The following is a 16,370-nucleotide window of genomic DNA, read 5'->3' as shown; positions in this document are numbered from 1 at the left end:
CACGATCCATCGTGCTTTGCGTAAAACCGAGACACCCTGGATAGGATATGATACAGGCGTCTTGGCGAAGATGCCTTTTCCCACGCCTCTTATCTTGTGAGCGACCTGCCTTGGCCGCAAAAGAATCGTCTTGGCCGCCCGTGCCGCGTCCTGAACTTCTGCCTCGAGTGACGTCGGCATTGCGAGAACGATTTGTGTTTTGCGATGAGATCGCTGACGTGATTTCAGCGGCCTTTTACGAACCGTGCAACTTGCTGTTGTGGGGTCCTGGTGGTCACGGCAAGTCCGACATGGTGATGGCGGCCCTGCGGGGACTCGACGTCGACGAGAGCGAAGTGTTCGTGCAATCGTTTGGCGAAGGCATGAGCGAGGATCGACTTTGGGGAGGTCCCGACATGGCTTCACTCGACACGTGCCTGAAGTACGACACCAAGCGGTCATTCCTGGCGCCGCAGTATAAAGTTGTCGTCTTCGAAGAACTCTTCGACGCTCCCGCGCAAGCTCTACTTCCTCTTAAGGACGTGCTGACGCGGCGCGTATTCATGAACGGCCCCGATGCCGTCAAGATGAACGCCAAAGTCGTGATCGCTTGCACTAATAAAGACCCCAGAGACTTCGCCGAAGGAAACGATGCGGTTCAAGCATTGATGGAACGCTTTCTTTTGCAAAAGGAAGTCCGTTGGCCAGCTTACGAAAAGAAGCATTACCGAGAACTGTTCGCTAAAGTTTGCAAGAATTCCAGCATGGGCGGCAAGGAAATGCAAACTCAACTTTCCGCTGTGATCGCGGGCCTCAACGAAACCAAGTCGTTTGTGATGTCGCCTCGCATGGCGATTCAGTCTCTTAAGGTGGTCACCAACACCGCACGCATTCGACCCGACAAGAAAATCACCGCCGACTCGTTTCAAAGCATTCGATTCGTTCAGGGCATGCAGTCTTACACGGCGGACCTCGAACGCAAAATCGAGAAACAACTGCCTAAGGAATCCGATTTTCAGATTCAACTGGAAGATCGCGATTTTGACGATCACAGTAACGGCCTAAGAACCGCTCGCAAAGAGATCCCAAGATTGGTCGCTACGACTCTCAACAAACGGTTTATCCACTGCCGTGAAATCGTGCAGGTTCTCACTCATGCCTGCTTGCAACCTTGCAACGTACTGCTGTGGGGACCAGGTGGGCATGGCAAATCCGACATGGTGATGAAGGTGCTTAAAGCACTTGGCTATGACGACCAGGAAATTTTCCTACAGTCGTTCGGCGAAGGAATGAGCGAGGATCGTTTGTGGGGAGGCCCTAATATCGCGAAGCTCGATGAATATCTGGAATACGACACCGATCGTTCGTTTCTGCCGTACGAAGTGGTCGTGCTTGAAGAGATCCTTGATGCGTCTTCCCAAGCGTTATTGCCGCTCAAAGATGTTCTGACGCGTCGTGTGTTCATGAACGCCGACCAAGCTGTACCGATGCAATCGAAATTGATCATCGCGTGTACGAACAAAGACCCTCGACAATTCGCGAAAGACAGCGACGCGGTGAAGGCTTTGCTGGAACGGTTTCCGCTGCAACTTGAGGTGCGATGGCCGTCCTACGAACAGCGAGACTACGAAGCGTTGTTTGAAAAAGCCAATCCGGACGCCAAGGAAGACCGCCGCAAACTGCATCGCATCTACGCTCACGTGATCGCGAACCTAAACGACGACCGCGAAAACGGATTCCAGGTTTCACCTCGGATCGCGCTAGGTGGACTGCGACTTGCCGCCAATAGTGTTGGTCGGCACGGTCGAAAGAAGTTGATCGTGGAAGACATTCTGACGATTCGAAATGTGCAGGGCATGGAATCTTACAAGAAAGACGTCGAGGCCCTCATTCGAAGTGCACTGCTCGAAGGCGGCGTCGAAGTCCTATTAAGCGATATCGACGAACGAGCCGAGCAGCTCAAAGGACGCATGGAAGAGATCAATGCGATTTTTGAATCGGGTCAAGACCTCGACCAAGAGGCGCGCGGCGACGTCAATGACGAAGCGATCAACGCAATGTTGGATCTGATGAGCGGCATGGACAAGCTGAAACGCGAATTGATGTACATTCAAATATCCGATCCGAAGCTGTTGGCCTGGAAGGAAATTGTCGAGAAACGCGTGGACGAACTTTCCGCTGAAATCGAAGCGGGCTCGTAGCCATGGATCGAGTATTCATCGAGCGAAAATTCCGCCGCTTTATCCGATACCACACTCATGTGACGTACCCCGAAACAAGCGAGAGACGTCAACAAATCAATACGCTAGAAGTGATCAAGAAGCTCGATTCGATTGGGATGGGGCACATCGATGTGCCAATCATCTGGGATGGCGTTCACCTGGTCGATGAAGGCAAAGTAGCTGGCAAGAATGAAATTGAGCGCCGTGTGGCTGCGACGTATCGTTCGCGAATGTGGAAGTTGACGCAGTTCCTCGACGACATGCTGTTTATGTCGATCCGCGATGCTCCTCTTTACCAGGACTTAGCTAATTGTCTACGAGAGGTCGAATTTGACCTGATCAAAGGACGTACTGATATCGACCGCGCGATCGCCAACATTGCCGTGATCGCAACTGCGAAACGATCCCTGGCGGTTGGCATTCCATCCGATGTCATCACAAAACAAATCAACTGGGCTTTGCGCGAGGTCGGCAATCTTGAAGCTGACGAAATCGAATTGCTTGAATGCTTGCCTGATGAACAACACTTGAAACCCACCGACCAAATTGACCATGACCAAATGGCTGATGACCGAGGTATTTCATCGATTCGATTGGTAGAAAACATTGAAACACGAGGCCGAATTGCGTCGCTGTTCACGGATTGTTTTGGTGGTAAGAAACGCGAAACATCCCAGAAAGAACTGCAACCATTGTCGATCCGACGGCTTGATGTCGCGTCAAGGTTCCTGGCTGAACCGAGCATGGAAGCACTTCTTCGTATTTCGCGAATTGCGAACGAGTACGTTGCTTTTCAACCTCGCTACGAAAAGAAGATGATTCCAGCCGCGGACGGAGATCAGACTCGGATGCGGATGATGGAATCGTTCTCTGAACTGCCTCGCCTCGCTCCTGCTGCTTGGGCGTTGAAAGTCGCGGCACCGAAATACTTTCGCTACCGGCTGGCAACGAAGAGTTTCATGGTGCGAGAGAAAATCAAACGCAGTGACAAGAAGCAATTTTTCTACGCGATGCTCGACCGTAGCAAGTCGATGCAAAAGGGCGAGCGAATTTACAAGCTGATGGCGATCTTAATGAATCGTTTGCGTGCGGTCGGACGCCGAGAGGCAATTCTAGGCTACAGCTTTTTTGATTCCGTTGTACACGAAGAGATCATGGTCAATGATGTGGCGGACGCAAAGGAAGAGATCCGCAAACTCCACTACGAGTTCTTTATCGGTGATGACACCGACATTAATCTTGCGCTGCGAGAAGGAATCAAGCGAATCCGGAAAGTGGTTGCGGAAATAGAAGCGGACCGGCCAGAGTTGATCATCGTGACCGATGGCGACCATGGTATCAACGTGACCGAAAAGGAACTCAAGGGTATCATCTTGCATGTGTTTGTCGTCGAAGAGCAAAATGAAGACCTGATCAATTTGGCCAAAAAGACCGGCGGCGTGGCTCTGGCTGAACTTTAGAGCACCACTGCATCGTGAGATCCGATACGCTACCGGCAATGGTGACGGCAAAGCCGCACGACACGTGCGGATGCAGACAGCCAAAGGCTATTTGCACTGAATCTGGCGTCTGTGAACCTTCAGAGTGGCAAACCTGTCTGGCTTGCTTTGGTTGCGATAAACTTCGCCGGTTGATCTAGATCGCGGTGATATCAAGTCCGCGCAACTTCCATTTCGCGTCCCTGAATACTTGCAAGTGATCAAACTTTGAACCGAAACAATTTGGCTGTTCACATCCTGGGGTTTGCGGCACTGTTGGGAGTGGTCTGCGTTTGGTCTGGATGGGTGATCGCATCACGTTGGGGGCTGCTTCAATCGCCGCTTGGGCCAATGGAGCTGATGTTGTTGCGGTTTGTGTTTGCGGCCGCCGTAATGATTCCTGTGCTGCTTCGTATTGGACTAGGTGGGCTATCGTGGAAGACCTGCTGCTTGCTCGGCTTGACCGCGGGTCCTGGTTATACGGCGTTCACGTATACGGGGCTTCTGTATGCACCAGCGGCACATGGTTCAGCGTTGACAGCCGGGATGTTGCCTTTGTTCACGATCGCGTTGGGAGTGTGGATGGGCGTCGCGAAAGTAACTCCGATTCGTCTGGTCGGTTTGTGCTTGATGCTTTTGGCAGTTTTCGCATTCTTCTTAGACGGTCGTGACCCATCACGAAGCGAGGCGTGGATTGGCGACCTGTTATTGCTTGGTGGCCCCATGATGTGGTCGATCTACACCGTCCGAGTTCAAGCATTGAAGGTGGATGCGATCCGCGCGACGGCGATTGTTGCCGTTTTTGGTTGCCTGCAGTTTTTGCCAGTTTATTTTCTGTTTGGAGATTCCCAACGACTCGTCGAAGCGGGACCGTTCGCCGTCTTGTACCAGGGAATCTTTCATGGCTGGATTGTGGTGGTCGGCTCGTTGACGCTGTTCACTTATGCTGTTCGGTCCCTCGGAAGTGTTGTGACAACGCTCGCCACTTCAACCGTTCCTGGGATCACCGCCGTTGCCGCTGTTTTTCTGTTGAGCGAACCGCTCACGGGCGCATCGATGGTTGGAGTAGCGCTTGATGCTGCGGGACTTGTATGCGTGGCGGTCACGATGGCGAGAGCCGCGAAGCTTGCCGAACGCAAGGATCAAGAGATAGCAGCATGCCAGGACGACTCCGTGAACGAACTCGTATCGCCAGAAGCATCAGAGCAAATCGAAATCCCAGCGGCCTCCATCGCGTGCTCGGCGATCTCGGATTGACTCACTTGACGACTAACCAATTGCTTTACTCCCGACGGACTGATTCACCCCATGCAATCGCTTATTGATTCGCTGTTCCGCTACAACGACTGGGCCAACGCCAAGATCATTTCACTCTGCGATGGTATCAGCGATCAACAGCTCGACGAGCCTCGCGCGATGGGCTTTGGTTCACTCAGGGCCACGTTGTTCCATATTCTAACCGCTGACGAAATTTGGCTGGAGCGTTGGCAAGGAATCCCATGGCGTCCGTTCCCCAAAGACCCTCAGGGAATTTCGGTTCCAGAGATCGCCAATGCTTTGGAAACAGTATCCGCAAAACGCGACGCGTTGATCGCAGAACACAGCAGCGACGGTTGGTCACAACGAATCGCGTACGAGGACAGCACGAAAACCGCATTTGAACATCGATTGCTTGATCTGTTGCTGCACGTCTTTCAACACGGGGTACATCACCGTGCCCAAGCGCTCAACTACCTGCGGACCATGGGACGCAAGGTTCCTGGTGGCATTGACTATCTGTTCTACCGGTTGGCGATGGGGCCAACTCAACAGTCCCCCAAAACTGTCGAGGAAATGACTCAGTACGGATTGGCCGTCAACGTCAGCATCGGTGACGATGTAGCTTGGGAACCGCCATTGATCGACCGGTTGTTTGAATACAGCGGTTGGGCGATGAACAAAATCTTCGAAGCTACCTCTCAGCTTGATAGCGATGCATTGGATCGTCCCTTCGAAATGGGATTTGGTTCCATTCGCAAAAACCTAATCCACATGCTCGACGCCGAACGACGCTGGGCAGCCATGTACTGGGTCGATGCTGCGAAACCGCTTTCCCCGACCGACCCATCAACTTCCGTTACGAACTTGGCCGAACGGTGGAGATCCAACGCACAATCGAGGAACGCTTTTTTGGCCGACGTTGACCAAGCCAAGTCGCAACGCGAAATTGAGGTTAACTTCGGTGGTCCCCCCATTCGTTTTAAGATGGGTGAGTCCGCGATTCAACTCACGATGCACGCAACCCATCACCGTGCCCAAGTTATCAACATGCTTCGACGAGTTGGGTCGCCCTGCGGAAATATTGATCTGCTCTACGCTTTGGCAGAGATCACTTAACGCTGAGGAGACTTAAACGGGATCTTGGTGAACCCGAATGGGAGACGTGCACAACGATGCGGGGATCAAAACCCTGCTAAGATGATTGCCGGTAAGTTTCCCCCCGCCTTTTGCAGGCAGTTTAACCACGAGATCTTTCTATGAAATCGCTTTTGCTTCACTGGATTTTTTCCTTTGTGTTGGCATTTGCCGCAGCCTTGCCCCAGCTTAGTGCGGGCGAACCGATCGTTTCCGATTCCGTCGTATTTGCAGAACAAGACGGGATGGTCGCCATTGAGGCGGAACATTTCTTTGAACAATCGTTAACTGATGTACGAGCGTTCTATTTGACTAACGCAGGTACCAATCTTGACATCGCCCCGGATGGCGACCCGAACCATGCTGCCGACGCCAGCGGCGGTGCCTACCTGGAAATTTTGCCCGACACGCGGCGTACCCATGCCGACAAACTCACCAACGGAATCAATTTTTCCGGTGACCCCGGCAAGTTGGCAGTGCTCCGGTACAAGGTGCATTTCTCGACTCCCGGCAAGTATTACGTTTGGGTTCGCGCTTACTCGACGGGTTCCGAAGACAACGGATTGCATGTCGGTATCGACGGACAATGGCCCGACTCGGGTCAGCGAATGCAATGGTGTGAAGGCAAGCAACAATGGCGTTGGGAAAGCAAGCAACGCACCGAAAAGCAACACTGCGGCGAACCCTACAAGATCTTTCTTGAGGTTACCGAAGCTGGCGAACATGAAATCGCCTTTTCCATGCGTGAAGATGGCTTCGAGTTCGACAAATTTATCTTGACCACCGATCGCGACTTTGCGCGACCAGAGGACACCGGACCACCGAGCCTTTTGCACAAAGGCACGCTCCCCGCGCCTTTTGCGTCGATGCCTGCGGATAGCAAAACGATGGTTGGGCAATCCGGAGCACTCGAAATGCCCGCGACCATGTTTGCCGATGGAACGACATCGGGCTATTACGTTCACAACCAATGGCTCGCCATCAATCCCGAAGACAACAAGACTGGTTTTGCTCAGCACACGTTTCCTTTCCCGACCGGTGTCTACAACGTGATTCTGAAAACGGTGGGCGAGAATGACGGTCAATCCAAGTACGAAGTGAGCGTCGATGGTGAGTCGATTGGTGGGTACACCAACCCCAAAAGCAATCAGACGTACGAGGAAGGAAGCAAGTTTCACCAGTCGTGGCCGAACGTCACAATCACCGAAGGCAGCATCATCAAGGTCACCTCAACGATCGGATCCGCCGATGGCGTCGAATACAGTCGAGCGCGATGGAGCGGAGTTCACTTCCAACCGGCGGACTCGGCGACTCGCGTCGCCGCCGCCAATGCGCTAGCGGAACAGAGTTCGCAAGCCGCCAAGCGAAACGCAACGTCCGCTCGCAATATCGGTCGAGGAAGCCCGACCAAGCCCTCCAGCCATGACCCCAGACAACTTCCTCGTTTGGCAGATGGCGACGGATCGGTGCAAATCACGGGTGAACAAAAAGCATGGCACAAGGTGACGTTAAATCTTGATGGCCCCTACGCCCACGAAAAAGATAACGAGCCCAACCCGTTTACCGATTACCGCATGAACGTTGCGTTCACTCATGCCGACGGCACCCAATACGTGGTGCCGGGATACTTTGCCGCCGATGGCGACGCGGCTAATTCATCAGCGGAATCCGGCACCACTTGGCGAGCTCACTTTGCCCCCGACAAGACAGGCCAATGGTCGTACCAAATTTCATTTCACGCGGGTGAAGGCGTAGCGTTGAACGATAACGCAGCGGCGAAACCGCTTGCCAACTTCGATCAGAAAACCGGGACGTTCGATGTCGCAGCGAGCGACAAGCAGGGCCGCGACCTTCGCGGGCAAGGACGTTTGCGTTATGTCGGCAAACACTATTTGCAGTTCGCTCAATCCGGAAAGTACTTTTTGAAAGTGGGCGCCGATGCACCCGAAACGCTGCTCGCTTACGAGGACTTTGACAACACCGTTGCTAACAATCCGAAGCGCGCTCCGCTTAAAACTTGGTCAGCACACGCGCAAGACTGGAACGCCGGCGACCCTACCTGGAAGGGCGATCGCGGCAAAGGTTTGATCGGGGCGGTGAATTATCTTTCTGGCAAGGGCTGCAACGCGTTTTCTTTCTTGACTTACAACGCCGCTGGCGACGGTGACAACGTTTGGCCTTTTATTCAGCGCGAGGACAAACTGCACTACGACTGCAGCAAACTGGATCAATGGGGCGTCGTGTTCGATCATGGCACTCAACGTGGAATGTACTTGCACTTTAAGATGCAAGAGACCGAAAACGATGATCACAAGAAAGGCAAAGGAAGCGGCCGTGTCGACGCGAGCCTTGACGGTGGCGATCTTGGCACCCAGCGAAAGTTGTATTGCCGCGAACTGATCGCTCGCTTTGGTCATAACTTGGCGTTGAATTGGAACCTTGGCGAAGAGAACACCCAATCGCATCTCCAACAACAGGACATGATCAACTACATCGCTGAACTCGATGCTTACCATCACCCGATCGTGATCCACACGTTCCCCGACCAACAAGACAAGGTGTATCGACCGCTACTGGGCAACGCTTCGCAGCTCACCGGAGCGTCTCTTCAAAACAGCAGCCTCGAAACCACACACGCTCAAACGGTGAAATGGGTTAGCGAGTCCGCGAAGGCGGGCAAACCGTGGGTCGTGGCCTTCGACGAATCAGGTTCCGCCGCGCACGCTCAGTGCCCCGATCTCGGCTACAACGGTTTTGATGGGCACGACCGGAACGGCAAGATGGCCTACACCCAACACAAAGTCCGTAAACAGACCCTTTGGGGGACTCTGATGGGCGGTGGCGCAGGTTGCGAGTACTACTTCGGCTATCAATTCGATCAGAACGACATTGTTTGCGAAGATTGGCGCAGTCGCGATCAAAGCTGGGACTATTGCCGAATCGCCATCGGATTTTTTCACGACAATGAAATTCCGTTTTGGGAGATGACCAATGCGGATGAGCTTGTTGGAAACCCAAATCACGACGTATCGAGGTTCTGCTTCGCCAAACCGGGACAGGTTTATGTCGCGTATCTGTCCGAGGGCGGCGAAGCCAAAATTGACCTCGAGGATGCCAAAGGAGAACTGCGGGTTCAGTGGTTCAATCCTCGTGAAGGTGGATCGCTGCTCGACGGTTCAGTTTCTAGCGTGCAAGGTGGCAGCACGGTTAGCCTTGGCACCCCACCAAACGATACGGAAGAAGATTGGGTGGCCGTGGTTCGCAAGTAGAACCACCGCACAAATCCGTACCTTTGTGTGAAGCGAGAGTAAGGACGCGGAAGAACTGGGGAGCCTATCGTTCACCCGATAGGCTCTTGAGCATCCTGTCAGGTGGCAGCAGGTCCAGGACTTCGCGTTCCGAGGAATCGAGTTCCTGGTAACGCTGCGTCAGGGTCTTGTCGTTAGCGAACGGTGATTTTCGGCGAATCGCTTCATCGACCCAAATCTGAAGAGCCATTTGTTCCAACATCCCATCGCCATTGGAAAGCAACGCTAACGTATCGAGCGCTTCGTCAGACAAAATCAGGCGAATCGCCGAAAGCTCCTTCTCGCTCATGCCCGATGGATCGCGGCGAGAATTCGAATTGGACATTCGTGATCGATCTCGAAACGGATCATGCGAGGCGAATGTGAAACGGATGGCTCCCCATTTTGCGAACGCGGTGGAGACTCCTTGACGAAATTCTCTAAACCGCTGCATACGAGATGGGTCGCGGCGAAATCGCTCGTCAAGCAACTGGGTCAGCACAAAGTAAATTCGCTCAATCGTTTCATCATCTAGAAGCGAGCCTGAAGTCTTCACCAATTCGCTCTTGGACTCCTCGACTGCCTTGGCAATCGCTTGACGCCGAACCTTATCGTCGGAAGACTCGATTTGGTCACGAAGTTCACTTGAAATTTGATCTCGCCAGATCGCGTACGCACGCATCGTCTTGATCAGGGATTCGTGATCGCTTTGGCTCCAAGTCGCTTCGGCATTTTGTCGAATCGTCGCCTGAGTCGCCTCGTCGAATCGCCCCCAACGCTCTGACCGCGACTGCAACTGAACACGACGTTCGATTGGCATATCTTCAATCGCATCAGGCCGCTGTTCGATGGCGACTTGGTAAAGCGGCACGGTGCTTTGGTCCGTCGATGAAAGCTCTCGAGCTGTTGAGACGAGTTGCAGCCAGTCCGAATTAGCCGACAACAAACGCATCAATTCCAAATTGCCCCCATGCGAATATGCATCCAAGTCTTCCGCGATCGCTAAATCCCGCAGCTCGTTTTTCAAAGCAACTTGCCGTTCGTAAGCCGAATACGCGTATCCGATCGCTGCCGCAGCACCGATGACCGCGACAAGGCAAATGGGCACCCACCAACTTCGGGACTTCTGAGTTCCGACGCTGGTTTGCTGTGACAAGTCGGCGATGGCGAGTTCGAGAGTGGTTTCGACGAGGCTCGCCGAAGTATCGGGAACCGCAATGGCATCCAACATTTCCCATCCCGCTTGCAGCCGACTTAACCGTTTTCGCAGGTCGGCATCGGCAACCAATCGGTCTTCCACCTCAGTACGCGATTCGCGATCAAGTTCGCCGTCTAAGTATGCGACTAGCAGTTCGTCGTCGGGATGCGTCGGCGATTCGTCAGTCAATGTATCTTGGCTCATCACACATCCCCCGTGTGTTTCAGTTCATCATCTTCAGCCGGTTGCAATAAACCAGACTCGATGTACGGCTCAAGCTTCTCTTTCAAGTTCACCCGAGCACGGCTGAGCAACGACTTCACCGCTTTCGTCGTCAATTCCATAGAGTCAGCGATTTCTTGGTAGCTCATGTTTTCAAAACGTGACAACATCAACGCCATTCGTTGCCGTTCGCTAAGGGTTTCGACCGCCGCACGAACGATCTCAGCTCGTTCGTCACCTTCCACCAACCGACCGGGCATCAATCCGCTCGCATCTAAAGCTGTCGCGGCTAGCAATTGCGGACTGCTCGTGTTGCCACTGGCATCGACCTCGCTAACTTCTTTTCGTCTGCCCAGCGACCTCGCCGAGTTGCGGGCTACGTTACCCGCGATCGTGAACAGCCAAGTCGAAAACTTCGCTCCCGCTTCGTAGCTTTTGCGAGCTCGAAACACTCTCAGGAAAGTCTCTTGCGCAAGGTCCTCGGCCAAATCTCGACGCGGACCAATGGTTTGCATCAAACGAATCAATCGCATTTCGTAACGCGCCACCAATTCAGCAAATGCTCCCGCATCGTCGTCTCGCACGCGCAGCATCAATCGCACGTCCGGGTCGGACTGCTGATACCTCATGGCGGTGGATTCAGAGACCGTCAAACCGTTTTCTCGCTAGATATTCATGTCACGTTAGAAGGAACCGCATCAATTCGCAAAAGTTTCGGCTCACTCATGCAATCCTACCACGCGAGCATGGTTTCGGAACACTCGGACGGGGCCTGCGATTGGCGGCTGACGCGAGTTTCTCGCCGCAAGCTACACGCTGAAAGCCGCCGTGACGCTGGGGGCACGGATGACGATTAGGCGAAATGGCACACCTGGAAAGCCCCTGCCGGATGTGAGATCTGGATTGCATGGAATGGCTAAATACCGAGCTTGACCGTCAATCGCCGCTCTTGCGCCACACGGGTGGGGCCGATGATTGGAGTAACCCCTACCCCAGTAGCAAACTGCATGTCCCGAAACCTAATTAATATTGGACACTCAACGCCCTTTCTGAGGCTCAGCATGAAACATTTCCTCAAGCCAATCGTCGCCGCTGTCTGTTTGAGTTCCCTGACGCTTCAACCATGCCTGGCGGCCGACATCGAGGTTACCACCACGGCCGACTCGGGGGCGGGATCACTGCGGGAAGCAATCACGAACGCCGCTGCCGGCGATCGAATCGTGTTCAACATTCCAGGCGGGGGAACCATCGCGCTTACCAGCGATTTACCCACCATCACCGACGATATTTCTTTCACCAATGCGAATGTTGTTGCCGTAGTAATCAACGTCGCAGGCGCCTCAGCGATTTCGATCACGGGCGGAACCGTCGACTTGGGCGAATTGCAAGTCATTGGAGCCACACCCGCTGTCGTGCTGTCCTCGTCGACGACGCTAATCGGTGACGGTGATCTATTGAGTACCGATTTGGAAGCTTCCGGTACCATCGCTCCGGGAACTTCAAGTGACGCAGGCAGCATCGGAACTCTTGACATCGCAGGCTCATTCGACGCAACCGACTCGACAATTGAATTGGACATCCAGGGTGGGGCTCCAGCTTCGCATGATTTGATCCAAGCAACAGACAATGTAACGATTGCGAACTCCACTTTGCGTCCGAACTTCATGGGATCGGACTACGCGGTCAGCGACGTCTTCACGGTCATTACCTCGGATGCATCCGTAAGCGGCGCCTTTGCTAACAGTACTGATGCCTTTGCCTTGCCAAACAATCCGTTCCTCGAAGCGTTCATCCGAACGAATCCGCTGAATGTTCAGCTAGAGGTTCGAGACAACGGACTTACCTTTGCTTCGCTTGTCGATGGCTGCAATCAAACTGCGGCAGCACAGGAACTCGATCGCCTTCTTGGTGACGGCAGTGGAGACCAGGTAACGGCGATTACGGCACTGCGCAGCGGATCGACGAGTGTGGTCAGCGGTGCAGTGAATCAATTGTCCGGCACGATCTATCCGTCGATTGCCGATGGTGAGATCAATCAAATCCAAAACAACCTGCACTCCATTCGTGACCGCGTGCTGTTGCAACACAGCGATATGATCGAACCTGGTTTCCAGACACCTTGGGTCCGAGGCTTTGGAATGTCCATGGAAGCTGATCCCGACCGCTGCTCAACACTTGGCTACCGTCAATCCGTCGGTGGCGTGGAACTGGGAACAGGATGGCTGTGGGGAAATGGAGTCGGCGTTCACGGGTTCGCTCAGTTTGCAAACAGTGACACATCGATCCGCGGTGTCAATCAAACCGCTGATTCGAATTCCTACCGAATTGGTGGCACCGTGCAGTACGCTGGCGACGTGGTCTACGTCTTGGGAACTGGCGGTGCGGGATACCAGGATCACGCGGTCGAACGTTCCATGGACTCTTTCGCCAGCGGAAGCATTGCGTCGAGTGACTTCGATGGGACTGACCAATTTGGGTATCTCGAAGCAGGCCTGGCCAATGTTTTTGGAGATTCACTTTGGCTGAACTTTGTGTCACTGCAGGGGATTCGTGTGGACCTGGATTCCACGAGCGAAACAGGAGCTTCCAATTTCAACCTGAACGTTAATGGAATAGAAGACGAGTCCGTCCGCAGCATGGTTGGATTTTCCTATGCCAAAACCGGCGGCACCTCGCTGGGTCCTGCTACCACCCAAGTTCGCGTGGGCTGGCTGCACGAGTTCCTCGATGACAATCGACAAGCGGAAACCATAGTTCTCGGCGCCACCACGCCGGGGCTACTCGCGGTCGAGAGTACATCGACGGACCGAGATTGGCTTTCGCTTGGCGGTCAACTTGATTGGGGATTTCTGCTTGGCGGGCAGTTCACTCTCGCGTACCAGGGCAACGTTAACACGCGATCTGCCTTTCAAACGGGACTCGCTGGCGTTCGTTGGTCGTGGTAACCCACGGACCGAACATGGTGTGACTTGAATCAGCAAGTCCGATGAGAGTCGAGACATAACCGCGCGACCACCTTTGCAGGCGATCGATACCAAAGCGCTCGCGACTTGCCATCTCGGTGGTGCCTAACGGGTACACTGTTGCCGGTAGGGCGAGCGTCGATCGCGAACGCCTGTTTCTTTCTCGGCATTTGGTTCGACCATGCACACGCATCGGCTGATGGTTTTCGTCTCTGTTTTGGTTCTCGCATGTGCAAACACCGATGGTGAAGACGCCAGTGCGATCCGGACTAGCACACTGGACCTCGAGTATCGAAACGTCGATGGAATCTCGCTCAAACTAGACTTGTTGCTTCCCAAACATCCGTCGTCTATCGCGTCACCCTGTGTCGTGTTTGTTCACGGCGGTGGTTGGGGCAACGGTGACAAAACGATCGGGACGAGAATCGCCGGTTGGTTAACTGAGCATGGCTTCGCAGTCGCGTCGATCGGCCAGCGCTCGACCAAGGTGGCTCAGTGGCCGGCGCAGATCGACGATTGCTACGCAGCAGTCCGCTGGGTACGTGATCATGCAAGCGACTACCACCTAGATCCCGATCGTGTCGGAGCTTGGGGTTCCTCATCAGGCGGTCATTTGGCCGCGTTGATGGGAACACGACCGTGCCCTGATCCCGAAACGACATCAAGCCGCGTCAATGCCGTTTGCGATTGGTTTGGCCCCACTGATCTGCTTTCGATGCCCGCGAACACCTTGGGCAACGGTCGCACGCAAGCGGACATCGCGAAGTCCAACGGAGCAAGGTTGCTTGGTGCGACGGTGCTTGAAGTTCCGCAGCGAGCCAAGGATGCCAGCGCACTCGACCAAGTATCCGAGGATGACGCTGCATTCCTGATCATGCATGGTGACCAAGACAATAGCGTACCGATCGAACAAAGCCAAAAACTGCATTCGAAACTTGTCCGTCATGGTGTTGAATCCCAACTTGAAATCATTCCGGGATCAGGACACGGAGGCAAAGAGTTTCAAAGCGAACGTAGCCGTTCCCTGATCTTGCGGTTCTTTCAATCGCACCTGATGGGAAATTGGCCGCAAGGGATCGGACCTCAGGGGAACTTTAACGTGTCGCAGGCAATCGCTCCAACGAAATGGAGTGTGGTCAAGAACGAGAACGTGCGTTGGCGAAAAGTGCTACCTGAGACTGGTCAAAGCACTGTGGTGACTTGGGGTGACCGTCTTTTCTTTACCACCATGAAGCCCGTTCAGCAGGACAGCGAGACCGGCAGCGACATGGTGGCGTGGTGTTGCAACGCGGACACTGGCGAAACCATGTGGACACGTGATTTGCGAGCGGACCATCCGCTGCGGTTGTCAGGTTGTTTCGGCGATAGCACTTCGCCACCACCACTCACCGACGGACAACGCGTCTGCTTTTTCAACGCTTCGGGACGAATCGCGTGCTTCGACTACGAAGGGAAGTTGCTTTGGCAAAATGACATGATGCCCGTCAGTCGCACTCAGCCGTTTCTGTCAAATGGTCAGGTCGTGTTCATTCATCAATCGTACATGCCTAATTCGGAAGGTCACTTCACGCACGACCATAAAGACGCAGCGTCAGATCATTGGACTCAATTGCAAGCTCTCGACATCGCCACCGGCTCACCAATTTGGCGTACTAAGTGTGGAGTCAATATGGGCTGCGTCCCGCTTCCAACAAGCCTTTCGGACGGGCGTCGAGTGATTTTGGTGGGTCGTGGTGGAGGGCATTCACCTCCTGAAAAACCTGATGGAATATCGTTGGTCAGCGCCATTGACGGAAGCACGATCTGGACACTGCCAATCGAGAATTTCATGAGCACAATGTCGTTGAATGTCTTTGGCGACCGTGCCCTCGTTTTCGACGGTGGAGACCATTTGTGGATTGACGTGTTTACGGGAAAGGTTGCTCGCCGAGAGTCCTTTACTGCAAATGTGGACCTACGACGCAACACGTCTTCGAACGCCGGACGTCCTTTGTGGGAATCCGAAACCGTATCGATCGACCTCGGAACTAGCTCGCGAGCGATCATTCAACAGTCCAACGTGCTCGCGGGACACTACCACTATTTCCGCAGCTACACTCAACCGTGGCTGGGCCGCGTCAACGTCATCACTGGCGTAGCGGAATACTTGCAAATACCCGTGCAACTTAACCGCGCCAACGACAAAGATGTCGACCGATGGCTTTGGAACGAATCGGAAATGAGCGATCACGAGATCGAAGTACAACACCAAATGATGCGTAAGCCAACGAAGTCGCTTCCCATCCAACACTGGGCATTCGAACCCAACGAGATGCGGAACGCATCGGGAGCTCTCGTGATGGGCGACTCTCGTTCACGCGGCAATGGCTGGGGTCATCATGCGTCCGCTGTGCCAACGGTTGTTGGCCAACACATGTACGTGCCCACCATGTCGGGCACGGTCTACGTGATCCGCTGGAACAACGAAACGCTCGACGAAACATCGATCATTGGCATCAATGACCTGGGCCCACTGGGAAAGTCGTTCAACCGCGGCAGCCTGAGCTATCACCGCGGTCGACTCTACGCTCACACGATCCAAGAACTCATTTGCCTCGAATGAATAGGCCTTTAGCGTGCAAGACTAT

The 16,370-nt window shown here is 54.0% G+C and carries 9 protein-coding genes; 7 read left to right on the top strand and 2 right to left on the bottom strand.

Going from position 1 to position 16,370, the window contains the following annotated elements:
- Nucleotides 1-110: 110 nt before the first annotated feature.
- The 5 genes from Pla22_RS13705 to Pla22_RS13685 all read left to right on the top strand — a co-directional run bounded on the left by Pla22_RS13705 (nucleotide 111) and on the right by Pla22_RS13685 (nucleotide 9,342).
- Nucleotides 111-2,180: an AAA family ATPase gene (locus Pla22_RS13705; RefSeq protein WP_165440651.1), complete on the top strand. Its 2,070-nt coding sequence runs from the start codon at nucleotides 111-113 to the stop codon at nucleotides 2,178-2,180.
- 2 nt (nucleotides 2,181-2,182) lie between these two features.
- Nucleotides 2,183-3,661 carry a VWA domain-containing protein gene (locus Pla22_RS13700; RefSeq protein WP_146515111.1) on the top strand — a complete coding sequence of 493 codons (1,479 nt, stop codon included), beginning with the start codon at nucleotides 2,183-2,185 and terminating at the stop codon, nucleotides 3,659-3,661.
- A 246-nt stretch (nucleotides 3,662-3,907) separates the two neighbouring features.
- The gene (locus Pla22_RS13695; protein ID WP_146515110.1) at nucleotides 3,908-4,936 is read left to right on the top strand and encodes a DMT family transporter; all 1,029 of its coding nucleotides are present in this window, start codon (nucleotides 3,908-3,910) and stop codon (nucleotides 4,934-4,936) included.
- 51 nt (nucleotides 4,937-4,987) lie between these two features.
- Entirely contained in the window at nucleotides 4,988-6,055 is a 1,068-nt protein-coding gene (locus Pla22_RS13690; protein ID WP_146515109.1) for a DinB family protein, read from the top strand.
- Nucleotides 6,056-6,195: 140 nt separating this feature from the next.
- Nucleotides 6,196-9,342, top strand: coding sequence for a DUF5060 domain-containing protein (locus tag Pla22_RS13685; protein ID WP_165440650.1), 3,147 nt, complete (start codon nucleotides 6,196-6,198; stop codon nucleotides 9,340-9,342).
- Nucleotides 9,343-9,406: 64 nt separating this feature from the next.
- On the opposite strand, the gene Pla22_RS13680 is transcribed toward Pla22_RS13685, so the two are convergent.
- Entirely contained in the window at nucleotides 9,407-10,762 is a 1,356-nt protein-coding gene (locus Pla22_RS13680) for an anti-sigma factor family protein (RefSeq protein WP_146515108.1), read from the bottom strand.
- Entirely contained in the window at nucleotides 10,762-11,409 is a 648-nt protein-coding gene (locus Pla22_RS13675) for a sigma-70 family RNA polymerase sigma factor (RefSeq protein WP_146515434.1), read from the bottom strand. Before Pla22_RS13675 ends, Pla22_RS13680 begins: the two co-directional genes overlap by 1 nt.
- Before the next feature lie 432 nt (nucleotides 11,410-11,841).
- Here Pla22_RS13675 and Pla22_RS13670 point away from each other — a divergent pair, with 432 nt between their 5' ends.
- Both Pla22_RS13670 and Pla22_RS13665 read left to right on the top strand, forming a co-directional pair.
- Nucleotides 11,842-13,725, top strand: coding sequence for an autotransporter family protein (locus Pla22_RS13670; protein ID WP_165440649.1), 1,884 nt, complete (start codon nucleotides 11,842-11,844; stop codon nucleotides 13,723-13,725).
- Between the two features lie 217 nt (nucleotides 13,726-13,942).
- Complete coding sequence (locus tag Pla22_RS13665) at nucleotides 13,943-16,345, top strand: prolyl oligopeptidase family serine peptidase (RefSeq protein ID WP_165440648.1); 2,403 nt, start codon at nucleotides 13,943-13,945, stop codon at nucleotides 16,343-16,345.
- Nucleotides 16,346-16,370: the final 25 nt, after the last annotated feature.

The organism is Rubripirellula amarantea (genome assembly GCF_007859865.1).
Lineage (GTDB): Bacteria > Planctomycetota > Planctomycetia > Pirellulales > Pirellulaceae > Rubripirellula > Rubripirellula amarantea.
Note: the sequence above shows the minus strand (reverse complement) of the source record. Positions and strands in the feature narration are given on the sequence as shown.

Excerpts from the sequence above, each read along its gene's own strand:
- Pla22_RS13700 (WP_146515111.1), top strand. The coding sequence starts at position 2,183 with ATGGATCGAGTATTCATCGAGCGAAAATTCCGCCGCTTTATCCGATAC.
- Pla22_RS13690 (WP_146515109.1), top strand. The coding sequence starts at position 4,988 with ATGCAATCGCTTATTGATTCGCTGTTCCGCTACAACGACTGGGCCAAC.
- Pla22_RS13685 (WP_165440650.1), top strand. The coding sequence starts at position 6,196 with ATGAAATCGCTTTTGCTTCACTGGATTTTTTCCTTTGTGTTGGCATTT.
- Pla22_RS13680 (WP_146515108.1), bottom strand. The coding sequence starts at position 10,762 with ATGAGCCAAGATACATTGACTGACGAATCGCCGACGCATCCCGACGAC.
- Pla22_RS13675 (WP_146515434.1), bottom strand. The coding sequence starts at position 11,409 with ATGAGGTATCAGCAGTCCGACCCGGACGTGCGATTGATGCTGCGCGTG.
- Pla22_RS13670 (WP_165440649.1), top strand. The coding sequence starts at position 11,842 with ATGAAACATTTCCTCAAGCCAATCGTCGCCGCTGTCTGTTTGAGTTCC.
- Pla22_RS13665 (WP_165440648.1), top strand. The coding sequence starts at position 13,943 with ATGGTTTTCGTCTCTGTTTTGGTTCTCGCATGTGCAAACACCGATGGT.